This window comes from Lapillicoccus sp., assembly GCF_036559105.1.
Classification (GTDB): domain Bacteria; phylum Actinomycetota; class Actinomycetes; order Actinomycetales; family Dermatophilaceae; genus Lapillicoccus.
Genome location: NZ_DATBTV010000078.1, coordinates 1 through 24,045, shown reverse-complemented (window position 1 = coordinate 24,045; position 24,045 = coordinate 1). Strand labels below are relative to the sequence as shown.

20 protein-coding genes and 1 pseudogene are annotated in these 24,045 nt (G+C 70.8%); 14 read left to right on the top strand and 7 right to left on the bottom strand.

All coding sequences use genetic code 11. The features are described from left to right. The first annotated feature begins 105 nt into the window (after nucleotides 1-105). From VIG79_RS10240 to VIG79_RS10230, 3 genes are read left to right on the top strand one after another with little or no spacing between them, the layout of a single operon-like run. Nucleotides 106-1,524, top strand: coding sequence for an MFS transporter (locus VIG79_RS10240; RefSeq protein ID WP_331885213.1), 1,419 nt, complete (start codon nucleotides 106-108; stop codon nucleotides 1,522-1,524). 36 nt (nucleotides 1,525-1,560) lie between these two features. Continuing rightward, complete coding sequence (locus VIG79_RS10235; protein ID WP_331885211.1) at nucleotides 1,561-4,197, top strand: MGH1-like glycoside hydrolase domain-containing protein; 2,637 nt, start codon at nucleotides 1,561-1,563, stop codon at nucleotides 4,195-4,197. Then, complete coding sequence (locus VIG79_RS10230) at nucleotides 4,194-6,113, top strand: amylo-alpha-1,6-glucosidase (protein ID WP_331885209.1); 1,920 nt, start codon at nucleotides 4,194-4,196, stop codon at nucleotides 6,111-6,113. Before VIG79_RS10235 ends, VIG79_RS10230 begins: the two co-directional genes overlap by 4 nt. A gap of 498 nt (nucleotides 6,114-6,611) precedes the next feature. Here the strand turns inward: VIG79_RS10230 and VIG79_RS10225 are convergent, their stop codons facing one another. The 3 genes from VIG79_RS10225 to VIG79_RS10215 all read right to left on the bottom strand — a co-directional run bounded on the left by VIG79_RS10225 (nucleotide 6,612) and on the right by VIG79_RS10215 (nucleotide 9,289). Further along, a complete protein-coding gene (locus tag VIG79_RS10225) occupies nucleotides 6,612-7,235 on the bottom strand; it encodes an MBL fold metallo-hydrolase (RefSeq protein ID WP_331885207.1) in 624 nt (207 codons plus the stop codon). Further along, nucleotides 7,232-7,867 (bottom strand): dihydrofolate reductase family protein, encoded by a 636-nt coding sequence (locus tag VIG79_RS10220; protein ID WP_331885205.1) that lies wholly within the window; start codon nucleotides 7,865-7,867, stop codon nucleotides 7,232-7,234. Before VIG79_RS10220 ends, VIG79_RS10225 begins: the two co-directional genes overlap by 4 nt. Before the next feature lie 72 nt (nucleotides 7,868-7,939). Continuing rightward, nucleotides 7,940-9,289, bottom strand: coding sequence for a family 16 glycosylhydrolase (locus VIG79_RS10215; RefSeq protein ID WP_331885203.1), 1,350 nt, complete (start codon nucleotides 9,287-9,289; stop codon nucleotides 7,940-7,942). 362 nt (nucleotides 9,290-9,651) lie between these two features. On the opposite strand from VIG79_RS10215, the gene VIG79_RS10210 reads away from it, so the two are divergent. The 3 genes from VIG79_RS10210 to VIG79_RS10200 are packed head-to-tail and all read left to right on the top strand — an operon-like array spanning nucleotide 9,652 to nucleotide 12,673. Continuing rightward, complete coding sequence (locus VIG79_RS10210) at nucleotides 9,652-10,782, top strand: glycosyltransferase family 1 protein (RefSeq protein WP_331885201.1); 1,131 nt, start codon at nucleotides 9,652-9,654, stop codon at nucleotides 10,780-10,782. Continuing rightward, nucleotides 10,779-11,771 carry a glycosyltransferase gene (locus tag VIG79_RS10205; RefSeq protein WP_331885199.1) on the top strand — a complete coding sequence of 331 codons (993 nt, stop codon included), beginning with the start codon at nucleotides 10,779-10,781 and terminating at the stop codon, nucleotides 11,769-11,771. The genes VIG79_RS10210 and VIG79_RS10205 overlap by 4 nt, the downstream gene beginning before the upstream one ends. Beyond that, the gene (locus tag VIG79_RS10200; protein ID WP_331885197.1) at nucleotides 11,768-12,673 is read left to right on the top strand and encodes a glycosyltransferase family 2 protein; all 906 of its coding nucleotides are present in this window, start codon (nucleotides 11,768-11,770) and stop codon (nucleotides 12,671-12,673) included. The genes VIG79_RS10205 and VIG79_RS10200 overlap by 4 nt, the downstream gene beginning before the upstream one ends. Here the strand turns inward: VIG79_RS10200 and VIG79_RS10195 are convergent. Continuing rightward, nucleotides 12,603-13,706 (bottom strand): glycosyltransferase family 4 protein, encoded by a 1,104-nt coding sequence (locus VIG79_RS10195; protein ID WP_331885195.1) that lies wholly within the window; start codon nucleotides 13,704-13,706, stop codon nucleotides 12,603-12,605. The two genes, VIG79_RS10200 and VIG79_RS10195, sit on opposite strands and share 71 nt — an antisense overlap. A gap of 194 nt (nucleotides 13,707-13,900) precedes the next feature. Between VIG79_RS10195 and VIG79_RS10190 the strand changes: the two genes are divergently transcribed. Genes VIG79_RS10190 through VIG79_RS10170 form a run of 5 tightly spaced genes read left to right on the top strand, consistent with a single transcriptional unit; the run spans nucleotide 13,901 to nucleotide 18,146 of the window. Beyond that, nucleotides 13,901-14,857, top strand: coding sequence for a WcbI family polysaccharide biosynthesis putative acetyltransferase (locus VIG79_RS10190; RefSeq protein WP_331885193.1), 957 nt, complete (start codon nucleotides 13,901-13,903; stop codon nucleotides 14,855-14,857). Beyond that, nucleotides 14,854-15,882: a glycosyltransferase gene (locus VIG79_RS10185; protein ID WP_331885191.1), complete on the top strand. Its 1,029-nt coding sequence runs from the start codon at nucleotides 14,854-14,856 to the stop codon at nucleotides 15,880-15,882. Before VIG79_RS10190 ends, VIG79_RS10185 begins: the two co-directional genes overlap by 4 nt. Next, complete coding sequence (locus VIG79_RS10180; RefSeq protein ID WP_331885189.1) at nucleotides 15,879-17,108, top strand: glycosyltransferase; 1,230 nt, start codon at nucleotides 15,879-15,881, stop codon at nucleotides 17,106-17,108. The genes VIG79_RS10185 and VIG79_RS10180 overlap by 4 nt, the downstream gene beginning before the upstream one ends. Before the next feature lie 11 nt (nucleotides 17,109-17,119). Beyond that, complete coding sequence (locus VIG79_RS10175) at nucleotides 17,120-17,851, top strand: dienelactone hydrolase family protein (RefSeq protein ID WP_331885187.1); 732 nt, start codon at nucleotides 17,120-17,122, stop codon at nucleotides 17,849-17,851. A 22-nt stretch (nucleotides 17,852-17,873) separates the two neighbouring features. Beyond that, nucleotides 17,874-18,146, top strand: a complete 273-nt coding sequence (locus VIG79_RS10170) for a hypothetical protein (RefSeq protein WP_331885185.1) — start codon at nucleotides 17,874-17,876, stop codon at nucleotides 18,144-18,146. Nucleotides 18,147-18,257: 111 nt separating this feature from the next. On the opposite strand, the gene zwf is transcribed toward VIG79_RS10170, so the two are convergent. Continuing rightward, a complete protein-coding gene (zwf, locus tag VIG79_RS10165; protein WP_331885183.1) occupies nucleotides 18,258-19,667 on the bottom strand; it encodes a glucose-6-phosphate dehydrogenase in 1,410 nt (469 codons plus the stop codon). A 124-nt stretch (nucleotides 19,668-19,791) separates the two neighbouring features. Between zwf and VIG79_RS10160 the strand changes: the two genes are divergently transcribed. After that, complete coding sequence (locus tag VIG79_RS10160) at nucleotides 19,792-21,108, top strand: ATP-dependent 6-phosphofructokinase (protein ID WP_331885181.1); 1,317 nt, start codon at nucleotides 19,792-19,794, stop codon at nucleotides 21,106-21,108. 25 nt (nucleotides 21,109-21,133) lie between these two features. On the opposite strand, the gene VIG79_RS10155 is transcribed toward VIG79_RS10160, so the two are convergent. Next, nucleotides 21,134-21,922, bottom strand: coding sequence for an LLM class flavin-dependent oxidoreductase (locus tag VIG79_RS10155; RefSeq protein ID WP_331885179.1), 789 nt, complete (start codon nucleotides 21,920-21,922; stop codon nucleotides 21,134-21,136). 178 nt (nucleotides 21,923-22,100) lie between these two features. Here VIG79_RS10155 and VIG79_RS10150 point away from each other — a divergent pair, with 178 nt between their 5' ends. Both VIG79_RS10150 and VIG79_RS10145 read left to right on the top strand, forming a co-directional pair. Continuing rightward, the gene (locus VIG79_RS10150) at nucleotides 22,101-22,856 is read left to right on the top strand and encodes a hypothetical protein (RefSeq protein ID WP_331885177.1); all 756 of its coding nucleotides are present in this window, start codon (nucleotides 22,101-22,103) and stop codon (nucleotides 22,854-22,856) included. A gap of 8 nt (nucleotides 22,857-22,864) precedes the next feature. Continuing rightward, entirely contained in the window at nucleotides 22,865-23,602 is a 738-nt protein-coding gene (locus tag VIG79_RS10145; RefSeq protein ID WP_331885175.1) for a class F sortase, read from the top strand. A gap of 13 nt (nucleotides 23,603-23,615) precedes the next feature. Here VIG79_RS10145 and VIG79_RS10140 read toward each other — a convergent pair. Further along, nucleotides 23,616-24,045 (bottom strand): annotated as a pseudogene (locus tag VIG79_RS10140) (transcriptional regulator); the annotation flags it as partial.

The following is a 24,045-nucleotide window of genomic DNA, read 5'->3' as shown; positions in this document are numbered from 1 at the left end:
GCGTCTCGGCAACTGGACGGTCGGCCACGGTCGTTCTGGAGAGAGAGCAGCATCTGTACAAAGCGATCCGACGACATCGGACAGGCGGCACGCATGGAGACACCGGTGAGGGCGGATTCGGCCCGAGGACTGCGAGGGGTCCTCGTACCGCTGGCGTTGGCACAGTTCATCTGCAGCTTTGCCGGCTCCAACATGAACGTGATGATCAACGACATCAGCACCGACCTGAACACCAGCGTCCAGGGGGTGCAGGTCGCGATCACGTTGTTCCTGCTGGTGATGGCGGCCCTGATGATTCCCGGTGGGAAGCTCACCGACCGCTACGGCCGGAAGCGCTGCTTTTTGGCCGGCCTCATCATCTACGGCATCGGAGCGTTGCTCAGCGCGGTCTCCCCCGGCCTCGGGATCCTCATCCTGGGCAACTCCATCTTCGAGGGAGTGGGAACGGCCCTCCTGATCCCCCCGGTCTACATCCTGACCACACTGCTGTTCAAGGAGATGACGTCCCGGGCGAAGGCCTTCGGAATCATCAGCGCCCTCGGCGGCATCGGCGCAGCGGCAGGACCCCTCCTCGGCGGTCTCATCACCTCCGCGATCAGCTGGCGGGCCGCGTTCGGGTTCCAGGCCCTCGTCATCGTCGTCATCGTCCTGCTGAGCCTGCGCATCAAGGACCCCGTCGCACCCGACCCGACCCGAGCCTTCGATACCGGTGGCGCCGTCCTCTCCGCGGTCGGGTTGGTGCTCCTGGTCCTGGGCATCCTGGCCACCGACAACAGTCTCTGGCTGGCTCTCGGTCTCGTGGTTCTCGGTGCACTGGTCCTGACGTGGTTCGTCTTCGCGACCCGGCGCAAGGAGCGGGCCGGTCGAGAACCGCTCGTGTCCCTGAGTCTGTTCCGGAACCGCACCTCGAACCTGGGGATGGTCACCCAGAACGCGCAATGGCTGTTGCTCAGCGGTGTGTCGTTCGTGGTCTCCGCGTACCTGCAGGTCGTCCGCGGCTTCGACGCCATCGAGACGGGGGTCATCTTCTCCGCCACCACCCTCGGCCTCATGGTTTCCTCACTGGCGGCCGCACGTCTCGCGCGGCGTACGTCGCAGCGAAACCTCATCCTCGTGGGCTTCGTGTTGACCATCGTGGGCGTCGCTCTGCTGCTGGTGATGGCCTCCGGAAGCGCGACCCCGTGGTCGTTCGTGCCTGGACTCCTGCTCATCGGCGTCGGCCTCGGGACGATGCTCACCCCGTCCGTGAACGTCGTGCAGTCCAGCTTCCCCGACCAGCAACAGGGCGAGATCTCCGGGGTGTCCCGCAGCGTGTCCAACCTCGGCTCATCACTGGGCACAGCGATCGCCGGCACCATCCTGGTCGCAGGGCTCACCGCGACACCGGAACGTTCCTACGCCCTCGCCCTCGCCGTGCTCGCCGTCATCGGAGTGGCGGGGCTGATCGCGGCGCTCGGCTTGCCTCGCCATCCGGAACCCCCACCGGCCAGTGTCGCGCCGACGGCCCGACCGGCCCAGAACTAGAGCGGAGTTCGTATGCCTGGGGCAGAGCGCACACGGGTGGAGTCGTTCGGACACCCTGAGGACGGCCTGCACGACGCGACGCCGTGGTACGACTGGGGCCCCTACCTCTCGGAACGAGCATGGGGCACGGTGCGCGAGGACTACAGCGCCGACGGGACGGCCTGGGACTACTTCCCTCACGACCATGCGCGATCTCGCGCCTACCGTTGGGGCGAGGACGGCATGGCCGGCGTCAGCGACGTCGGCCAGCGTCTGTGCATGGCGCTGGCGCTGTGGAACGGCCGCGACCCGATCCTGAAGGAACGGATGTTCGGTCTGACGGGGCCGCAAGGCAACCACGGCGAGGACGTCAAGGAATACTGGTGGTTCCTGGACGCCCTCCCCAGCCACGCCTGGATGCGGTGGCGCTACCACTACCCGCAGGCCGAGTTCCCGTATGCGGACCTGGTGGCCGAGAACGGCCGTCGTGACCAGACCCAGCCGGAGTACGAGCTGATGGACACCGGCGTGTTCGACGACGACCGGTACTGGGTGGTCGACGTCGCCTACGCCAAGGCCGACCCGAACGACGTGCTCATGGAGGTCAGCATCACCAACGCCGGCCCCGAGCCGGCGACGTTGCACGTGTTGCCCCAGCTGTGGTTTCGGAACACCTGGTCGTGGGATGTCGGCGCCGAACGGCCCTCGCTTCGGGGAGCGGCGGCGGACCGGGTCGCGGTGAGCCACCCGATGTTCGGCGAGCTGTCCTGGGAGCTCGACGCCGGCCCGGATGGCGCGCTGCCCGAGGTGCTGTTCTGCGAGAACGACACCAATCTCGCCCGCCTGTACGGCTCGGACGCCTCCCCGGCATACCCGAAGGACGGCATCAACGACCATGTCGTCACCGGTGCGCCGACGGTGAACCCGGCTCGCGAAGGAACGAAGGCGGCGGGGTGGTACCGCCTCACGGTGGCGCCGGGTGAGACGCAGGTGGTGCGGGTCCGCCTGCGCTCGCCGTCGTCGTCGCCGGCCTTCGGCACCGAGTTCGACGAGGTGCTCGCGACGCGCCGCGGTGAGGCGGACGAGTTCTACGGCGAGGTGATCCCCGGCGACGTGGACGACGACGCCCGGCTCGTCGCCCGTCAGGCCTTCGCGGGAATGATCTGGGGGAAGCAGTTCTACCGGTACGACGTGAAGCGCTGGCTGGACGGCGATCCGGCTCAGCCGGCGCCACCACCGCAGCGACGAGGCGGCCGCAACGCGGGGTGGCTCAACGTGGACGCCCGCGACATCCTGTCGATGCCGGATCCGTGGGAGTACCCCTGGTTCGCCGCCTGGGACATGGCTTTTCACACTGTCGCCCTGGCCCACGTCGACCCGGCGTTTGCCAAGTACCAGCTCCTGGTGCTCTGCCGCGAGTGGTTCCAGCACCCCAACGGTGCGCTGCCGGCATACGAGTGGGCGTTCAGCGACGCCAACCCGCCCGTACACGCCTGGGCGGCGCTGCACGTGTGGGACATCGACGGCCGCCGTGACAATGACTTCCTCGGCCGCCTGTTGCCCAAGCTGCTGATGAACTTCACGTGGTGGGTCAACCGGATGGACCCGGAGGGCGACCACCTCTTCTCCGGCGGTTTCCTCGGCCTGGACAACATCAGCGCCATCGACCGGTCCCACCTCCCCGCCGGGGGACGGCTCGAGCAGGCGGACGGCACGAGCTGGATGGCGTTCTACTCGCTGACCCTCCTGGAGATGGCCAGGATCCTGGCCGAGGAGGACGACCGGTGGACCGACATCGAGGTCAAGTTCATCGAGCACTTCGTGCTGATCGTCGATGCCATGCACTCCCAGGGACTGTGGGACCAGGAGGACGGGTTCTTCTACGACGTCTTCCACGCCAGCGACGGCACCACGGTCCCGATCAAGGTCCGATCCATCGTGGGGGTGCTGCCCCTGATGGGGATGGTGGTCCTCGGACCGGAGCTGCTGAAAACGCTGGAGACACTCCAGAAGCGGTTCGCAGGTTTCCTCGGGCAGGACGCTCCCGGGGCCCCAGAGGAAGATCATGGCCGCGTCGTGCCGGTTCCCGACCTGGACGCCGTCGCGATCGGGGTCATCCCGCCGCGAGAGGTCCGCCGCGTCCTGGCGCGAGTCTTCGACGAGAGCGAGTTCCTCTCACCGCACGGGCTCCGGGCCTTGTCGAAGTCCTATGAGGCGAACCCCCTGTGGGTCGACCTCGCCGGTATGCACGTCTCCGTCGGCTACGAGCCGGCCGAGTCGCGTACCGGCATGTTCGGGGGCAACTCCAACTGGCGCGGGCCGGTCTGGATGCCCGTCAACTACCTGGTGCTGCGCAACCTGCAGCGGTACGCCCGATCGCTGGGGGCGACGGCGGAGATCGAGTACCCCACCGGGAGCGGCCATACGCAGTCGCTGGCCCTCTGTGCTGACGACCTTCGAGAGCGGTTGATCTCGTTGTTCCGCAGGGGAACCGACGGCCGCCGACCGTGCAACGGCTGGGTCGCGAAGCTGCAGGACGACCCGAGATGGCGCGACAACATCGCGTTCAGCGAGTACTTCCACGGTGACAACGGCGCCGGGCTCGGCGCCAGCCACCAGACGGGCTGGACCGGGTTGGTCGCCGACCTGATCTGCCGCCCGGACCCGTTCGCCGGGCGGCCGTGGGAGCTGTGACGCCCGCAGGTCGGATCGCCTTCGGTCGCGGCGTATGCGGCTCCCTCGAGGAGGCCGCCAGCCGCGAGTGGCTGGTGACCGACGGCCTCGGCGGCTACGCCTCCGGCACGGTCGCGGGCCTGGCCACGCGCCGATACCACGGGCTGCTGGTCGCGGCGACAGCGCCGGCGGGTGCCTCCCGGATGGTCGGCCTCGCCGGGCTCGACACCGTCGTCGTGGTCGGCGACCGGCGGTTCCGGCTGTCGACCCACGAGTGGTCAGGCGGTGCGGTCGACCCCCGCGGGTACGAACACTGCGCCTCCTTCGACCTCGACCAGGGGGTGCCGCGGTGGCGGTTCGACCTGGGCTCGGTCCTTCTGGAGGTCGAGGTGGCGATGATGCACGGCGCCAACGCCGTAGCGGTGGTCCATCGCATCCTCACCGGGCAGGCTCGGCTGGAGGTGACCCCGCTGTGCACGTGGCGTGACCAGCACGGAGACCGGTTCGCCGGGGCCGACCCCGGCGTGGAGCCGACGGCCTCCGGCTTCGTCTTCGAGTCCGCCTACCGCGTCGATGGCCCGAACTACCGGCCCGGCGGGTCCTGGTTCCGCGGGGTGGCGCATCGAGAGGAGGCGGCCAGAGGGTTGGGCCCGATGGAGGACGTCTGGGCCGCAGGTACGTTCACCGCCAACCTGTCCGTCGGCGAGCTCCTCGGCGTGACGGCCACCACCGACCTTGGCCTGGTATGCCCTGACGCGCCGGCGGTCGTTGCCGCCGCCCGGACGCGGGCCGACGCATTGGCGGCCCAGTCCGGTGCCACCAGCGACGACCTGGGTGGGATACTGGCGGCGGCGGCGGACCAGTTCATTGTCCGGACCCCAACTGGCCCGACCGCGGTGGCCGGGTACCCGTGGTTCGGTGAGTGGTCGCGCGACCTGTTCACCTCGTACGAGGGGCTGTTCCTCTGCACTGGTCGGGCCGAGGAGGGGCGCTCGGTGCTGGTCCGAGCTGCCGGCACCGTCTCCGAGGGCATGCTGGCCAACACCGCCGACGTCGGGACGCTGGAGTACAACACCATCGACGCGACGCTCTGGTTCCTGCACGCTCTGGGTCGGCACGTCGCGCAGACGCGAGACGTCGACCTTGCGGCCGAGCTGGCCGACACCGTAGTCGCCATCCTGTCCGCACATCGTGCCGGCACCCGGTTCGGCATCCAGGTGGACCCGACAACCGGTCTGCTGCGAGGTGGGGCGAGCGGGTGGGCACTGACGTGGATGGACGCACGCATCGACGGCTGGCCGGTCACCCCGCGGGCCGGCCAACCGGTCGAGGTGGAGGCGCTCTGGATCAACGGCCTCGGTGTCGCCGTCGACCTGCTGGAGAGGGTCCGGCGTCCCGCCGAGGAGTGGGCCGCGTTACGGGACATGGCCATCTCGTCGTTCACGAGGGTGTTTCCCGTCAGCGGCAGTGGGCTGCCAGATGTGGTGGACGACGCCGGCCACGCGCATACCGACTGCCGACCGAACCAGCTGTTGGCGGCCTCCCTCCCCCACGGCCCGGTGAAGGACGTGCAGGCGGTCGCCGCGATCGTCGCCGCCTGCCGTGACGACCTGGCGACCTCCGTCGGCCTGCGGTCGCTGTCTCCGCAGGATCCCGCGTACCGAGGTCACCACCGCGGCGGTCCTGCCGACCGTGACCAGGCCTACCACCAGGGCACGGTCTGGCCGTGGCTCATCGGCCCCTACGTGGACGCGACCCTCGCCGCACACGAGGACACGACTCACCTTCTCGACGGACTGGAGCTGCACCTCTCCGAGTTCGGGCTCGGCTCGGTCTCGGAGACGGCTGACGGAGACGCGCCACACGCCGCGACGGGTTGCCCGTTCCAGGCGTGGTCCGTCGCCGAGCTCATCCGGGCGAGGACCCGCGCCGGCTGAGCCGGGGACCGGAGCGGCACCCACCACCGCTGTGGCCCAGCGGTAGGGCCGCGGGCCGCCCGTGATGGTCACCGATGCGTTGCCGTGGGCCAGCAGGGTCGGCGAGGACATCTGCCCCCGACCGTCAGCTGGCCGGAAGAGGGAGGTGTGGGAGCGGACCTAGGGTGCTTGGCCGACCTGCCGTTGACGTTTCGACGCCCGAGGGGCGTGTCCCTTCGAGGTCACCATCTCTTCGGAGGCGGCGCACGACTGGTCTCGTGAGAAGTCGCTGGGGGTGACTCGCGGCTCCCGGCGGCTGGTCCTGGGTTCACCAACATCGACAGCGAGGCGGCGTTTCACGGGATGGCGGACGGACGGAAGCGACCTCACCGACACCATCGCATGCTCGGTATGTGTCGCACGGTCCCTTCTGCCGACACCTTCCACGACAACGGCGACCTGCAGTTGGTGTCGTACACCGGCACCTACGAGAACATCACCGCATCGCAGCGGCGAGCCTCAGAGGGTTGGCGGTCGCCAGGGCTCGTGGGTGTGCGAGAGCCACACCATCTCGGGCTCCATGGCGCGCACCAGCCGCTGGCCCTCGGTCTTCGGCTCGTCCATCTCGCCGAACCACACCGCGGTGTCGCCGGCGATGACGGTCGGACGCTCGCCCGTCTCGACGACGACGACCTGCGAGCCGTTCGTGTGCCCCGGCGTCGGGACGAGCCGGACCCCGGGCAGCAGCTCGACCTCGCCGTCGACCGGCACGTACTGCACGCCGGGCGCCTCGACCCACTCGCGAATGGTGTAGTCCTCGAGGCTGCGGGCGTCCTCGAGCTCCCGACGTTGAACATAGGTCGGTTTACCGGCGAACAGGTGGTTGCCGCCGCAGTGGTCGAAATGCAGGTGGGTGTTGACGACCATGTCGATGCCGTCGAGATCGAGGTCCCAATCGCTCACGGGACGGAGGCGGGGATCCATGTCGGCCACCGCAGGGTGCAGCTCCGTCAGACCGGTGTCGACCAGGACGCGCCCGTCGGGATGGTCGATGACGTGCACGCAGACCGGCATCAGCTCACCCTCGGCGAGCAGGTCGGCGACGTGGACGGGCGTGACGGTGATCGAGGTGGGCGAAGTCACCGCGCACCTCGGTCGGGTGCGCTCATGTCGCCGGTCTGGGGCGTGCCGTCGGCGATCCCGTAGCGCAGGTACACGGAGCCCTTCGGACTGGCGACCGGCGGTGCGAGGAGGGCGAGGTTGGTGGGCACCACCCCCTTCTCGAACACCTTCTTGCCGACGCCGAGCACGATCGGGTGCATCCAGAGGTCCAGACGGTCGAAGAGCTTCTCGCGCAGCAGGGTCTGCACCAGGTCCAGGCTGCCGACGACCTTGATGTCCTCGTGCCGGTCACGGATCTCGCGTACGGCACTCGGCAGATCCGGGCCGAGCTGCGACGACCCGGCCCACGAGAGGGCCGGTGTGCCGCGCGAGGCCACGTACTTCGGTATGCGGTTGAAGAGCGTGGCGATCTCGTCGTCCTCCCCACCCTCCTGGTACGGCCAGAAGCCCGCGAAGATGTCGTACGTCCGCCGCCCGAGCAGGAGCGCGTCGGTGCCCTCGTACGCCGCCCCGATCTGCGCGCCGGCTTCGTCGTCCATGAGCGGCGCCTGCCAGCCTCCGAACGGGAACCCCTTCGGGTCCTCGTCGGGGCCGCCGGGCGCCTGGCCGACGAGGTCGAGGGTTGCGAACATCTCGATGGTGATCAGGCCCATGCCTACCTCCCGATGAGCTGGTGTTCTCGGTCGGGAGGTAGACCGGTATGCGCGGGCAGACTCATCGGCCCGTCAGCGGGCAATCGTGAACGTCTGCTGGGGCGTGGTGGTGGTCCCCCGGATCGAGTAGACGTACGGCGTGTTGGGCAGCAGTCCGATGTCGGTGAACGTGGTGCCGGTGACCGACGCGATCCGGACCCCGGAGCGCAGCACGTCGTAGCTCGCGCCGGCCGCCCCGTCCCAGGCCAGGGTAAGGGTGGAGGCGGTACTTGAAGCCAGCCGTAGGTTCGTCGGAGTGCCTGGGTCTCCGGGCGGCGACGTCGTCGTTGTCGCCGTGGTCGGCGGCGCCGTGACGGGCGGGCAGTCGGTAGCGGTGACCGTCACGGTCGAGGTCACCGTCGCCGTCACGGTGACGGTCGGCGTCGGACCCGGCGGGACGGTGGCCGTTCCGGTTCCGGTCGGGCTGGTCGACGTGGGCGTCGGCGTCGGCGTACCGCTCCCGGGCTTCGAGGAGACCGAGAAGTAGTCGACCAGCAGCGGCACCCCACTCTGGGTCGCCGCAGTCGGACCGCCGCCGGTCTTGTCGGCCAGGCCACCGCCCATCGCAATGTCCATGACGAGGAAGTAGCCATGGTTCGTCGCGTTGGTCCAGACGTCCGCGGGCATGTCCGTGGCCTTCACCGTGTGGTACTTGACCCCGTCGATGTACCAGCGCATCTCCTGAGGCGAGGTGCTCTCGTCCCACTCGATGGCATACGTGTGGAACGAGGTCTTGAAGCTCGACAGGCCCAGGCTCGCGGCCGTCCGCTCCCCGCTGCTGCGGCCGTCCGGCTCGTTGCAGACGCCGCCCCAGGTGCCGCAGTGGAACGTGCCCCAGTTGGAGTCGTGTCCGTTGGCGGTCTCGAGGAGGTCGGCCTCGCCGATCGACGGCCAGTTGGTAGCGCCGACCCCGCGGGCCGGAGCGCCGAGCATCCACAGCGCGGGCCAGATGCCGCCGGCCTCCGCGCCGCTGACGTCCGGCTGCTTGGCCGACGCCTCGAACTTCAGCACCCCGCCCGTCGGCGGACGGAAGTCGGTACGGACGGTCTCCAGTCGCGCCGACGTCCAGTGCCCGTCGGGCTCTCGGATCGCCCGGATGGCGGCATGTCCAGCGCCGTCGGTCGAGGCGTTGGCCGGGTTGTCGGTGTCGGTCTCCACCTGTCCGGTGCCCCAGTTCGGGGCGCCACCGGGATAGCTCGTACCGATCTGTGGGGTCCAGTTCGCCGGGTCCAGGCGCTGGCCGGCCGGTCCGTTGAACTGGTCGCTCCACACCTCGGTCCAGTCGTTGGCTGCCGCTTGGCTGGTGGGCACCGCGTGCCACATGAGAGCGGCCGCCACCAGAACGATGGGGGCAGCCGCGATCAGCCGCAGGGGACGGGTCATCGAGTCCTCTTTTCATGGCCATGTCGACGCTGACAGGTCAAGGTGCATGGAGGACCAAGCCGTATGCGGTGAGTCCGATGCCCCAAGCGGTCATCGACGCGGCGCTGGGCACCTTCAGCAAGCCCAGCGAGCGCCGTGATCGGCGATGTCCGGGGCCTGGGATGACCACGTCCCCGAACTACGGCGAGCCTTTCGACGTCTAGGCGTTTTGTCAACCATTGCCCCCGTTTGGGCGCGTTCGCTGACCGCTCGTTTGCCCACGTCCGATCCGGGTACGACACCCGCGGGTCGACGCGCGGGGAAGCGGTCGCCGGTCGGGACGACGAAACTGGTGTCAGGAGGAGCGGGTGATGCGGCGAGCCATGCCCTCCGAACCGGGCCGCGACGCCGTCGATGCCGTACGCGCGCTTCGGGTCCTGCCCATCCCCGCCGCCCACCCGTATCCGCTGCAGCTGCGCCCGGAGCCAGGAGACGGGTCCGCCGTCGTCCACCTGGCGGACCCGGTCGTGCCCGACGCTCCCGCCGGACAGTGGTGGCCGCCCCCGGCGCTGGAGAGCGAGTGGGTCCGGGAGCACGGCGACGAGGTGGACGTCGTACACCTCCACTTCGGGTTCGACGGCAGTGAGCCGACGGAGCTGGAGCGGTGGTGCGACTCCCTCGACGCCGCGGACATCCCGCTCGTCCTCACCGTGCACGACCTGGTCAACCCGCACTTCGTCGACCAACGCGAGCATCTCGCCCGGCTCGACGTCCTGGTCCCTCGGGCGGCGGCGGTCGTCACCCTGACCAAGGGTGCTGCGCTGCGGATCGCCGCCCGCTGGGGTCGGGACGCGAGCGTGCTGCCGCATCCGCACGTCGCCCCGCTGGACGAGCTGGACCTCGGCCACGAACGCGGCCGCGATGAGTTCGTCGTCGGCGTCCACCTCAAGAGCCTCCGGGCGAACGTCGTGGTCGAGGACCTGCTCGACATCCTCGGCGAAGCGGTCGCGGCGATGCCGGACGGCCGGCTGCTGGTCCACCTGCACCGCGAGGTGCTCGACGCCTCCCACCCCCGCCACGACCGCGCCCTGCTGCGCCAGCTCGAGACGTGGTCCGACCGAGGGCTGCTGGAGCTGAATCTCCATGCGCCGCACACCGATACCGAGCTCTGGGCGTACCTCCGCTCGATCGACCTGTCGGTCATCCCGTATGCCTTCGGCACCCACTCCGGGTGGGTCGAGGCCTGCTACGACCTCGGCACCGCCGTGCTGGCTCCCCGCACCGGGCACTGGACCGAGCAACAGCATTGCCACACCTTTGGATGGCGCCAGGGCGAGGGGCCCGTCCGCGACGACGTCGTCAGGGCGGTGGCGGAGGCGTATGCGGCCCGACCGGTCACTCCGGCCAGTCGCGTCGAACGGGAGACACAGCGACAAGCGGTCTCAGCAGCGCACGACCAGATCTACCACGCGGTCTTCACCGCCGGCACCCGCGTACCCGTTGCGTCGGCATGAGCCCGGTCATCGGGTGGTACGCCCACCACGTGGGCGCGGGACACGTCGCCAGGGCGCGGCTCGTCGGCCGCCGGATGCGCACACCGGTCGTCATCCTCAGCTCGGCGCCGCGCCCACCCGACTGGCCGGCGGAGCGGTGGGTGGCCCTCCCGCCGGACGACGGGTCGGGAGGCGACGACCACGAGGCCGGTGGCGTGCTGCACTGGGCACCGTTGGGACACAGGGGTTATGGGGACCGAATGGCCGCCGTGGCCGCCTGGGTCGGCCGGGCGCGACCCGTCATGCTGGTCTCCGACGTCTCGGTCGAGATCACCCTGCTCGTGCGGGCTCTCGGCGTTCCCGTCGCTGCCGTGGTCATGGCCGGTGACCGTCGGGACCGTCCGCACCAGACCGGGTACGACGCAGCGACCAGCCTCTTTGCCGCGTGGCCCGATGACGTGCAGCCGGTCGTGGGGTGGCGCACCCAGTGGAACGCGAAGACCGTCCACCTCGGCGCGTTCTCCCGCTTCGACTCGTCCGCCGTCTCGCCCCCACCGGGTGATCGTCGCGTGACCGTCCTGTGGGGTCGGGGGGGAACCACCGTCGCCGCCGAGGACATCGCCTGCGCCGCTGCGGCCACGCCCACCTGGGCCTGGTCGGTCTGCGACGAGACCGACCCTGAGCGGGTCCTCGCGCAGATCCAGGGCGCCGACGTCGTCGTCTGTCATGCCGGTCAGAACGTCCTCGCCGAGGTCGCCGCCGCCCGGCGCCGCGCCGTCATCGTCCCCGAGGCTCGGCCCCACGACGAGCAGCATCATCTGGTGGTGGCGCTCCAGTCACTCGGCCTGGCAACGGGACTCACGACCTGGCCGCGGCCGGATGAGTGGGAGGGACTGCTGGAGAACGCGATCCCGTCACCACCCGAGAGCTGGTCGCGGTGGAACGACGGTCACGGCGCGACGCGGTTCGCCCAGGCCCTCGACCGGACGGTGACGGAGGTCGCGTCGTGACGCGCCCGGTGGTCGCCGTGGTGACATTGGCCCATGGTCGGCACGACCACCTGCGGGCCCAGCTCGCCGCGCTGGCCCTGGGCATACGCCTCCCGGAGATCTGGGTGGGGGCGGCGATGGACGACGAGCTCCTCGAGAGCGTCGTTCGCCATCAGGCGTCCTCGACGCGACCGGCCACCACGGTCGAGGTCGTCCACCTGCCCCGGCGCCACGGACACCTCCCGCTCGCGGCCGCTCGCAACGCCGCCGCGGCGCGCGCGATTGCTCTGGGGGCCGACGTGCTCGTCTTCCTCGACGTCGACTGCCTTCCGTCGGAGCGACTCGTCGAGTGCTACGAGCAGGCGTGCCGGTCGATGACGAGCACGCCCGCCGCGTCGACGCCACCCACCGTTCTCAGCGGTGCGGTCCACTACCTTCCCCCGCTGCCGCCTGGCCGTGACGCCTACGAGCCCGGCGACCTCCGCCGATCGGTACCACATCCAGCGCGACCGGTAGCACCGGAGCCGGGCATGGTCCCGGAGCAGGACCTACGGTTGTTCTGGTCGCTGTCGTTCGCGCTCAGCAGCGCCCACTGGGAGGAGCTCGGCGGGTTCGACGAGACCTACGTGGGCTACGGCGGTGAGGACACCGACTTCGCCATGCGCCTGGGGCGCAACGGTGGACGTCTCTACTGGCTGGGTGGCGCGACCGCGTACCACCAGTACCACGATGTCGAGGACCCGCCCCGACGTCACCTGGTCGACATCGTGCGCAACAGCAACCTGTTCCACGACCGATGGGGCGAGTTCCCCATGGGTGGTTGGCTCGACGCGTTCGCGGCCGAGGGACTGATCACGCTGTCCGGTCGGCCTCTGCGATGGACCCTGACGCCAGCCGCCGGTACGCCCGCTCGTACGCCGTGACCATCTGGTCGACGGACAGGTAGCGCTCGGCGTACTCCCGGACGGCGACGCGCTCCAGGTCCACAACGGCCGAGACCGCGTCGGCCATCGCCTGAACGTCTCCGGGCGGGACAAGGCGGCCGACCGACGGATCCGCAATGACCTCAGGGATACCGCCCCGTTCAAAGGCCACGACGGGCGTGCCGCTGGCGAGAGCCTCGGCCACGACCAAGCCGTAGGGCTCGTCCCACAGCGGCGTGACGAGAACCGCCGCGGACGACCCCACGAGGTCGGAGAGCTCGGGCACGAGGAGGTGACCGGCGTACTCCACGTCGCGTCCCAGGTGCGGCCGGACGGCCTGCTCGAAGTACGGGAGGTCACTCATCGGCCCGGCCACGACCAGCCGCATCCCGGCCCGCCGGGCCGCCTGGATCGCCAGGTGCGGCGCCTTCTCGGGCACGATGCGCCCCGACCACGTGAGCACGTCGCCACCCGGACCCGCTGGCCACGCCGAGACGTCGACACCGTTAGGCACCACCGACGGTGCGGAGTGGGACCGGAGCACCCGCCACTCGCGCGCGATGTAGGCGCTCACCGCAGCGAACGGAGCCGGCGCGCGCGTACTCGTGGGAGTGGCCTGGACGGCCGACTCGAGCCACGGGGTCGGTGGCGTATGCAGGGTGGTCAGCATCGGGATGGGCAGCAACGGCGCCATCGCCACGGGCAGGTGGTGCAGCGAGTGGTTGTGGATGACGTCGAACCGGTCCGCCAGGGGCCCGGTAAAGGCCATGAGCAGCCGGAGGTAGGCGTGGTGGTCGCTCATGAACGACCGGGCAGGCATGGACTCGTCACGGGCCGCGGTGCTACTGGGTGCCCAGCCCTGTGACGGGAAGGCGTACTTCGCGAACTCCTCGTCGAGGCCGTCAGACCCCTCGCCGGCGAAGAGCGTCACCTCGTGCCCTCGCGCTGCGAGCCGGGAGACGAGGATCCAGACGAGCGCCTCGAGTCCCCCCGCAAAGGGTTGTCGAATGGGGTACCTCGACGTTCCGACCACGGCAATCCGCAGCGGGTGGCTGCTTAGCCGCGTGGGTGTCAGGGGCCGGAGCGAAGCGATGCTGGGGAACTGCGCGCGGTGGGTGCTTCTCACCTGTCTCGCCCGGGGGTTGTGGCTGTCACGGGGGGGTCATACCCACTCTCGGCCGTTTCGCACGTGATGCGAGGAGGGGGGTTGCGCCGTACGGTGACGCAGTGAGGCCGACGAACCCCGACCTGCCGCCGGTCGCGCTCGCCGACCTGCCGCGCGCGATGCACTACGGCGAGTTCTACGGTCTGAAACCGATTCCCGACGAGAAGCCCCTGCTGGTGGTGCACGGCAACTGCCAGGCCGAGGCGATACGTCTGCTGCTCCAGGAGGCCGAGGACGCGCCGTGCGTCAGTGTGCGCGTGCCCGCCGTCCACGAGCTCACGCCAGACGAGATCCCCTTGCTGCAGCGGTTGTTGGGGCGCGCGGCCGTGGTGCTTACCCAGCCGGTCACCGACGGCTACCACGACCTGCCGCTCGGCGCGTCGGAGGTGCAGGAGGCGGCGCCCGAGGCCCGCGTCGTGCGTTGGCCCGTTGTCTGGTACGCCGGTCTGCTTCCCTGGCAGGTCGTGTTCACCCACCCGGAGGAGGGCGACCCTCCGGTCGTGCCCTACCACGACGTGCGCACCGTGATGCTCGCTCTCGGCGAGCCGGTGCCGACGGCAGGCCCGGAGGGCTTCCGGGCGGTCGCCCGCTCGTCCCTCGCGGAGCTTCGCGACCGCGAGGCTCGGGCGGGCGCGGTTCCGGTGAGCCAGCTCGTCGTCGACGCCGGTGCGCGCGCGACGAACACGGTCAACCATCCCGGTAACCCGGTCCTCGTCTCCTTGGCGCGCGCGCTCCAGGACCGGCTGGGCTGGCCGGTCACCGCCACCGACCCCGGAGACGAGCTGCTCGAGAGTGTTCAGACCCCGTGCGAGGGCAAGGTTCTCGCAGCGCTGGGTATCGAGCGGAGCAACGGTCGCGACGTGTCCGAGGAGAGCTGGGTCGTGGGCGGCCGGGAGGTGCCGGACGCCGAGGTGGTCGAGGCCCAGCTCGACTGGTACCGGCAGCATCCCGAGGTACTCGCCGCCGTGGCGACCCGTAGCGCCGAGCGATGGTGCCTGCTCGGGACGACGGGCGCATGACGGTGCGCTACGTGGTGGCCGGTCCCGCCCGTCACGGCGTCGTGCGGCACGCGTTGCGGTTGGGCGAGTCCGAGCCGTTCCTCTCGCAAGCCCTGGTCCGGGTGTCATCGGAGGTCAGCGGCCGGGAGCCGCCGGGACTTCGCGATGCGGTTCCGCGGGGGTCGACCGCCTTCCTCCACGTCACGGACCGGCTCTTCGGGGCCAGCCCCGAGGACGCGGCCGCCACGATCCGCGCTGTCGCCGCCGGAAGCACGCTCGCGCTCTCGCTGCACGATGTCCCCCAGGTCTCCGAGGGGGAGGAGTGGTTCCGACGGCGGCGCGGCGCATACGCCGAGTTTGCTTCGGTAGCAACGCAGATCGTCGTCGCGAGCGAGTTCGAGAAGGCCCTGCTCGTTGCGTGCGTGGACGACCCCGAGAGCGTCGCCGCGGTCAGGCGGAAGACCACGGTGGTGCCCCTACCGCTCGAGAGGGGCGGCTATCGCGGTCCCGCTCCGGACGGCGAGTCGGCGGAGATCGCGGTGCTGGGCTATCTCTACCCCGGCAAGGGGGTGGAGGACGTCATCGACGCCGCGGCAACGATGGCCGCGGACGGTCACGTCGTGTCGGTGGTGAACTACGGCGCCGCCGCGGAGGGCCACGAGGACCTCGTGGGCCAGCTGCAGGACCGCGCGGGCCGGGCCGGGGTCCGTTTCCGGGTCACCGGGTACCTCGGGGACGACGAGCTCGCTACGGCACTGGCCGGAGCCGGAGTCCCGGTCGCCCCCCACCGGCACATCTCCGCCTCGGGTTCGGTGAACAGCTGGATCGCCGCCGGACGGCGTCCGATCGTGCGCCGCGGCGGATACAGCGTCGAGGTCGCCGACCGGCTGCCGGGCGCGCTCGTGCTGGCCGACTCCCTCCACGACGCCATCACCGCCGCTGTGGACGACCCCGGCTCGACTCGTCTGGACCCCGCCACCCGGGTGGGACCGACCTGGGCGAAGGCCGCGACGATGCACGCCGTCATCCTGCGGGGCCTGTCGTGACGACGGGCCTCCTCGTCAGCGTCGTCGTGCCGTACTACCAACGTCAGGACCAGCTGGACCGGCTGCTCGCCGGCCTGGACTCCCAGGAGCTGCCGGCCGGCGCGTTCGAGGTCGTCGTCGCCGACGACGGATCGAGGGTCGGTCCGACCCTGGGCCGGCACGACTTCCGCGTCGTCGTGGTCCGTCAGGAGGACGCCGGCTTCCGGTTGTCCGCGGCCCGCAACCTCGGCGCCGCGGCGGCCTCGGCTCCCGTCCTCGCCTTCCTCGACCAGGACTGCATCCCCACGCCCGGCTACCTGGCCGAGATGGTCCGGGCGGCGGACTCGCCGTGGGCGTTGGTCCTCGGCCACCGGCGGCACGCCGAGCTGGGAGGGTGGTCGGCCGCCATGGTGCTGGACTGGCTCTCGCACGGCGGCCCGGGGCCGGCCGAGCTGCCGGAGCCCGGTTGGCTCCTCGACGGGTATGCGCGGACCGCCGACCTCACCGCACCGGACCCCCGCGGATACCAGCTCGTCATCGGCGCGGCCATGACCCTGCACGCGGAGCTGTTCGCGCGACTCGGCGGCTTCGACGAGTCGTTCCGGTCGTACGGCGGCGAGGACTGGGAGCTGGGCCATCGAGCGCTCGTCGCGGGTGCCGACACCCGGTGGCTTCGCGACGCGGTCGTCTGGCACGACGGCCCCGACCTCGCCGGTCGCGGAGCCGACCTCGTGTCGATGAAGAACGCCGAGACCCTCGCGCTCGCCTCCCGCATTCCGGACCGCGACCTCCGCGGCGAGAACCTCGTCTGGACGGTTCCGGACATCGTCGTCCGGCTGCGGTCGTCGGGCGCCGGCGCCGCCGTCCTGCTGGCCAGCATCGAAAGTCTCCTGGCCGGCTCGGACGCGCACGTGTGGATCGATGACGGCGAGGCGGCCGCGGCGGTCCTCTCGGTGGTCAACGACGCGCGGATCCACGGCGGACAACCTCCGTCCCGGATCCTCGACCGGGCTCGCTACCGCGTAACGGCTGATCCGGTGCTGCTGAGCGGGACGACCCTGAGGACGCTGTCCGGTCAGGCGCCGACAGCGACGGACGGACTGCAGGTCTCGGCCACGCGGGACGTCAACCGCGCTGCCCGTGGGCTGCCGTCCCCGGGGGGTACGCCCTGGCCCACGGAGGCCGTGGTCGAGCGCCTCCGGGACGAGCCGCTCCTCGAGCGACTGTGGCAGGGCCGGGCGGTCTAGGGTCATCGCCCATGAAGCTGCGGGAGGACGAGGTGCGGATCGCCGCGCCGGACTGTGAGATCCGTTCGATCCTCATCCGCCCGGTCGGCGATGGCCCGTGGCCGGGCGTGCTGTTCTACAGCGACATCTTCCAGCTCACCGAGTCCACGCTCCGCACCGCTCGACGGCTGGCGTCGCAGGGGTTCGCCGTCTGCGCCCCGGAGATCTACCCGCGCGACCTGGCCGGGAGGGCCCTCGAGTTCGACGACGCCGGCAAGGCGTCCGGGCTGGCCGGGGCCGCGGCGACCTCGACAGCGCAGTTCGACTCCGACCGCGTCGCGGTGCTGGCCCACCTTGCCGGTCGACCGGACATCACCGAGGTCTCCTGCGTCGGGTTCTGCATCGGCGGGCACCTCGCGTTCCGGGCGGCGTTCGACGAGCGGGTGGCCGCGACGGTCTGCTTCTACCCCACCGGCCTGCACGACGGGAAGCTCGGCGGGGACGCCGACAGCGGGACCCTGTCGCGGGCCGCAGACGTCGCCGGCCGGATGATGGTCGTCTTCGGCTCGAACGACCCGCACGTCCCGGCTGACGCGCGGCTCCAGATCCTGTCGACCCTGTACGCGGTCGGCGCGGAACACTTGGAGCTGCACATCTACGCCGGTGGCGAGCACGCCTTCATGCGCGACATCGGCCCGCGCCACGACCCGGACATCACCGACGCGGCACTGGCCGAGGCCGTCTCCTTCCTCACCCGGCGCTGACAACCGGTCCAACATCGAACTGGTGTTCGATATCCTCACCGAGGTGACCGACGTACCGAGACGCGCACCACGACAGCCTCGGTCCCTGACCTCGGAGCAGCTGACCCACTCCAGCACCACCTCCGCGGGCGACCCGGTGCGCGTCACCGCCTGGATCCTCTGGGAGGACGGCGTCGAGGAGCTCGTCGTCGGCCATGCGGTCGCCTGGACTCCCCGCGCTGTCCAGGTCCGGTTCGGCGTCCCGCCGCACCAGCACGAGACCTGGGTCTGGGCGGGAGCCGTGAGCCGCGCCTGATCACTCCGTCGCCGCATCCCTCGCCGATGTGGCTCAGAGCCGTCAGGCCCGGCGTCCGACCTGACCCGGTCTAGCGCGGCGGGTGAGTCCGGATCCAGTCTCGACGGGGGCCTATGCCCAGGGCTCACGCCAGCCGCCGACGCCCTCCGCCAGGCGATCCGCGTCCGTCGGACCCCAGCTGCCCTGCGCATACGGCTCGGGAGCCGAGGGCAGGTCGAGGAGCGGGGTGAGCACGCGCCAGGTCTCCTCGACGACGTCCTCGCGGGTGAACAGCGTTGCGTCGCCGACGATCGCGGCGTGCAGCAGCTCCTCGTAGGGCGTGGGCACGTTCGGTCCGCCGAGGTCGACGTCGAGGTCGACAGCGCGGACCGAGGTGGAGGCCTGGCTCTGCGCCTGCAGGACGAGCCGAGCACCGGCAGCCGGGTCGACGCGCAGGACGAGCTGGTTGGGCTCCTGCACCCCGTCGTCGTCGTCGAAACCCAGGGGCGGCGGCGCCTGGAACACGATGCGCACCTCGGTGGTCCGCACGGGCAGGGACTTCCCGGCGCGGATGAGGAAGGGGACACCCGACCACCGCCAGTTGTCGATCCAGAGCCGCAACGCCGCATACGTCTCGGTCGTCGACCCGGCGGCAACCCCGTCGACCGACTGGTACCCCTCGTACTGGCCGCGGACGTAGCCAGCGGGGTCGGCCGCCGGCATGGCCGCGAAGACGTCCCGCTTGCGGTCGGAGAGCGCGTCGAGACCGCCGAGGGCCGGTGGCTCCATGGCGACCATGGCGAGGACCTGCATCAGGTGGTTCTGCACCACGTCGCGCAGTGCCCCGACCTTGTCGTAGAAGCCGCCGCGGTCCGAGACATCGAAGTTCTCGGCCATGGTGATCTGGACCGACTGGACGTAGCGGCGGTTCCACACCGGTTCGAGCACGGTGTTGGCGAACCGCAGCCGCAGGATCTGCTGCACCGACATCTTCCCGAGGAAGTGGTCGATCCGGTACAGCTGCGACTCGCGCAGCATCGCGCGAAGCGAGGCACTCAACGCCTGGGCGGACGGGAGGTCGTGACCGAACGGCTTCTCGACCACGACCCGGGCCTGGCCGATGAGGTTCGCGCCGGCGAGGCCCTTGACCGCCATCTCGAACAGTGAGGGCGGGATCTCGAGATAGAAGACCGGGACCTTGGCTTCGCCCAGTGCCTCGGCGAGCTTGGTGTAGGTCGCCGGGTCGGCGAAGTCGCCTCCCACGTAACGCATCCGAGCGACCAGTCGCTCCAGGACGGCGTCGTCGACGGTGTCGTCCGCACCCAGCGCGGTGTGCACCGACTCGCACACATGGTCCCGCAGCTGATCGTCGGTCCAGTCGTTGACCGCCACGCCGAAGACCGGCACGTCCAGTCGGCCGGCCCGCTCGAGCCGGTACAGGGCGACGAAGGTCATCTTCTTGGCCAGGTCCCCGGTGACACCGAACGAGACAAACGCGTCCGCGGGCTGCTGGTCCTGGGCGTGCTCCTGGATGGCCACCACGTCGTGCACCCTAGCGGGCCGACCTCGGGCCGACCTCGGGCCGACCTCGGCGCGACCTGCGGTCGCGTCCCCCTCGTTTCACGCGCGCAACACGGAGGACACACGCCGGGAGGACGCTGTCAGGGTGACCACGCTCTCGGAGCTCCAGGTGCCACGCCTCGGCGAGTGCCGGTTCGACTCTCCGCTGGGGAAGTACGTCGCGGGACGCCGCACCAACGAGCACTACGTCGACGAGGACGACCGGGTGCTCTTCGACGACACGGTGGAGCTGCTGCGGGCGCGGCAGCTCCCCCTCGACGAGCTCCCGACGTTCGAGCCGGGCGGCCCCCGCCGCCGGATCTTCTTCGAGCCCGGTGCCACGCGCGTCGGCATCGTCACCTGCGGCGGCCTCTGCCCCGGCCTCAACGACGTCATCCGCGGCCTCGTCCTCGAGCTCCACGCGCACTACGCGGTCGACGACGTCGTCGGGTTCCGGCACGGCTTCGCCGGTCTCGTCCCCGGTCTGGCGCCGGCGCCCGTCGCGCTCACCCCCGACACGGTCGCGACGATCAACGAGCAGGGCGGCACCATCCTCGGCAGCTCGCGGGGCGCCCAGGATCCCGAGGTGATGGCCGACTGCCTCGTCGACCTCGGCATCGACATCCTGTTCGTCATCGGCGGCGACGGGTCGATGCGCGGCGCGGCCGGCCTCGCCGACGTCCTGCTGTCGCGCGGTCTTGACGTCGCCGTCGTCGGTATCCCGAAGACCATCGACAACGACATCCCGTTCATCGGTCAGAGCTTCGGCTTCCAGACCGCGTACACGACCGCGGCGCAGGCGATCCAGGCCGCACGGGTCGAGGCCCAGTCCGCGATGAACGGCGTCGGCCTGGTGCGGGTCATGGGCCGGCACAGCGGCTTCATCGCTTGCTACGCCTCGCTGTCCGTGCACCACGCCGACTTCGTGCTCGTCCCGGAGGTGCCGTTCGCCCTCGAGGGACCAGGCGGGTTCCTCGCGTGCCTGCATCGGGCGGTGATCGAGAACGGGTGCGCCGTCGTCGTCGTTGCGGAGGGCGCCGGACAGGACTTCCTGTACGCGGAGGGTTCCGACCCGAGCGGCAACCCGGCCCTGGGGGACATCGGGCGCCACCTCAGGCGGGCGATCACGGACCACTTCGCAGCGGCCGGGACCGGGCTGACCCTCAAGTACATCGATCCCGGCTACACGATCCGTTCCGTACCGGCCAGCGCCCACGACTCGGTTTACTGCGTACGGCTCGCCCAGGCAGCGGTCCACGCCGGGATGGCCGGGCGCACCAAGCTGGTCGTCGGTCGACGACACAACCGCTTCATCCACGTACCGATCGCCCAGGCGGTGTCCTACCGGAACCAGGTCGCGCCCGACGGCGACCTGTGGCTGTCGGTCCTGGAGTCGACCGCCCAGCCCGCCGAGATGCGCTGAACCCCTCGAAACCTGACACCCGTCGTCAGACCAGGGCGATCGCCGGCGCGACCTCGCGAACGAAGTCGGACGGGACGACGACCTCGTCGACGCCGAACCGCTCGGCGTGCTCACGGGCCTGGTCGGCGATCGCGGCCGGGTCGCCCGGCAGCATGACGACCGAGCCCGCCTCCCGAAGGGCGCTGCCGGAGAAGCCCTGCCGCGCGAGGTACTCGGGGACGCGATCTCCGACGCCGAAGGCCTGGAGGCTCAGCGACACGTCGGGCGCGGACTCGCGGACCCGGGACACCCCGGCCTCGAGGTCGGCCAGGCTCGCTTCGGCGCCGAGGGCCACCGCGACCCGGTCGGCGACGCGGCCGGCCACGGAAAGCGACTTCGCCCCGCTCGCGGCCATGACCACGGGCGGTCGCGGCTCGACCTCCTCGCGCACGGCGGTCACCACCGCCTCGAGCTGGGCGACCCGCTCGGAGGCACTTCCCCACGTCATACCCAGCCGCGCCGCCTCGTCGGCGGCGCCGGGGCGGCCGGTGCCGATGCCCAGCTCGAACCGTCCGTCACTCAGCTGCTGCAGCGCCTTGGCCTCGCGAACCACGGCCGCCGGACTGCGCATCGGTGCCGCGAGGACCCAGGTGCGCAACCGGATCCGCGGCGCCGCCACCGCTGCGGCGGCGAGCGCCGGGAACGGCGACACCGTCCACAGGGTGTCGGGAACCAGCACGGAGGCATACCCGAGGTCCTCGAGCATTCGTACCTGCTCGACCCAGGACTGCTGGGTCGGTCCGGGGGTGGCGACGACGGCAAAGGTGACGGTCATCCCTCCACGTTAGGTCGGTCGTCCGTCGCGAGAGATCAGGGAACACCCCGGAAAACCCAATCCGGCTCCCATCATCGCCCCGAAGCCCCCTGTGGAGACGACATCGGCGCTCGAGCCGACGGGCGCGTAACAGTCACCCGGACGGTCATACCGCCTCTCACGAAAGGCTCATTCAGCCATGCGCACAACCAGGAAAATCGCCGCCGCGACCTTCGGCGCCGCCATGCTCACGCTCGCCGCCGGCCCCGCCATCGCCGATGGTTCGGTCAACGCCAACCTCCAGCCGGTCCCCGGCAGCGAGGTCAGCGGGAGCGGAACCGCCATGGTCAGCGTCACCGGCGACACCATCACCGTCACCATGGCCGCCATGGGTCTGCTGCCGGACAACCCGCACGCCGCGCACATCCACTTCGCTGCCGAGGCCCGGCACGAGTGCCCGGTGATCGGCGACGACACCAACAAGGACGGCCACCTCAACACGACCGAGGGCGGCCCGGCGTACGGCGCCATCGTCGTGTCGCTGACCAAGACCGGCGACACCAGCGCCGCGTCCGGCCTGGCCGTCGACCGGTTCGACACCGCTCAGGGCGGCAAGATCTCGTACGAGCGCGGCAGCATCCAGGTCGCGCCCGAGGTCGCCAAGGCGATCACGGACGGGCAGTCGGTCGTCGTGATCCACGGTGTGGACCACAACCACGACGGCAAGTACAGCGGCGACACCAAGAGCGACCTCGACCCGTCGCTCCCGACCGAGGCCACGGACCCGGCCCTGTGCGGCGCCCTGCGCGCCGCGCCGACCGGTGGCATGGCCACCGGTGACGGTGGAGCCGCCGGTGGCAGCAACGCCGCACTGATCGCCGTCGGCGCCACGGCGCTCCTCGGGGCCGCAGGGACTGGCGTCGTGGCAGCGCGCCGCCGTCGCGTCGAGGCCTGACGGTCTTGATGCGTCCTCAGGGTGGCCGTCGCGGCGTTCTCGCCGCGGCGGCCACCGCCGTGCTCGCCGTGGTCGGGGTGCTCGCTCTGGTCCTCGGACTACGAGGTCAGGACGGCCCGCCCCAGCCGTCGGCCGCTGCGCCCCCGAGCACTACGACCAGCGCGCCCGCCACGGTCGCGCCGACCACGGCGCCCGGGCCGACACCCTCGGCACCGACAACCTCGGCGCCGACACTCTCGGCGCCGACAACCCCAGATCCCCCTGCCACCAACCGGATCGGTCCGTTCCTGCCGGCGTCCACCCCGAACCGCATCGAGATCCCCTCGATCGGCGTGGCGTCGACCAGCTTCGTCGACCTGGGCATCGCCGCCGACGGGAGCATCACCGTCCCGGGGTCGGCCGACGAGGTCGGCTTCTATACCGGCGGTCCGACTCCGGGCCAGCTCGGCCCGGCGGTGCTGGCGGCCCACGTCGACAGCAAGCAGGGGCCCGGCATCTTCTACCGGCTCGGCGCGGTCAAGGTCGGTGACGTGGTCAAGGTCGGTCGCGCCGACGGGTCGACCACGACGTTCCGCGTCGACCAGGTCGCGACGTACCCGAAGGACCAGTTCCCCACCGAGGAGGTCTACCGGGGCGACTTCACCCGCTCGGAGATCCGGCTGGTGACGTGTGGCGGCCCGTTCGACAAGGTCAAGCACTACCTCGACAACGTGGTGGTATTCGCCCACCTCGAGTCCGAGGCCTGAGCGCCTCAGCGCGTCAGCCGAACGACCGCAGTACGCGCGCGGTCGCCGCGTCCGCCGGGTAGAACGTCTCGATCGCGATCTCCGACACGGTGACCTCGTGCGGTGTACCGAAAACCGTCGTCATGCTGACGAGGGAGAGCACGTCGTCACCCGCGCGAAGGCGCAGCGGGACGACCAACCCTGCCCTGGCTTCGGCCGGTTCGCCGGCCCCGACGGGGTAGGCGGCGACCTCCTCCCGCAGCGTGGCGAGCTCCTCGTCGGCCGACGACGCATACTCCCGACCGAGCCGGTCGAGCAGGTGGGCGCGCCACTCGGAGAGGTTGACGATCCGAGGCGCGAGCCCGTCCGGGTGCAGCGTGAGTCGGATGACGTTGACCGGTGGCTCCAGCAGCGCCGGCGACGCGCCGGACACGAGCCGGTAGACCGCCGCGTTGGCCGCCACG

Bases quoted from the DNA above. Each gene is read 5' to 3' on its own strand.
- VIG79_RS10220 (WP_331885205.1), bottom strand. From the start codon at position 7,867: ATGGGCCTGATCACCATCGAGATGTTCGCAACCCTCGACCTCGTCGGC.
- VIG79_RS10215 (WP_331885203.1), bottom strand. From the start codon at position 9,289: ATGACCCGTCCCCTGCGGCTGATCGCGGCTGCCCCCATCGTTCTGGTG.
- VIG79_RS10210 (WP_331885201.1), top strand. From the start codon at position 9,652: ATGCCCTCCGAACCGGGCCGCGACGCCGTCGATGCCGTACGCGCGCTT.
- VIG79_RS10205 (WP_331885199.1), top strand. From the start codon at position 10,779: ATGAGCCCGGTCATCGGGTGGTACGCCCACCACGTGGGCGCGGGACAC.
- VIG79_RS10185 (WP_331885191.1), top strand. From the start codon at position 14,854: ATGACGGTGCGCTACGTGGTGGCCGGTCCCGCCCGTCACGGCGTCGTG.
- VIG79_RS10175 (WP_331885187.1), top strand. From the start codon at position 17,120: ATGAAGCTGCGGGAGGACGAGGTGCGGATCGCCGCGCCGGACTGTGAG.
- VIG79_RS10155 (WP_331885179.1), bottom strand. From the start codon at position 21,922: ATGACCGTCACCTTTGCCGTCGTCGCCACCCCCGGACCGACCCAGCAG.
- VIG79_RS10150 (WP_331885177.1), top strand. From the start codon at position 22,101: ATGCGCACAACCAGGAAAATCGCCGCCGCGACCTTCGGCGCCGCCATG.
- VIG79_RS10145 (WP_331885175.1), top strand. From the start codon at position 22,865: ATGCGTCCTCAGGGTGGCCGTCGCGGCGTTCTCGCCGCGGCGGCCACC.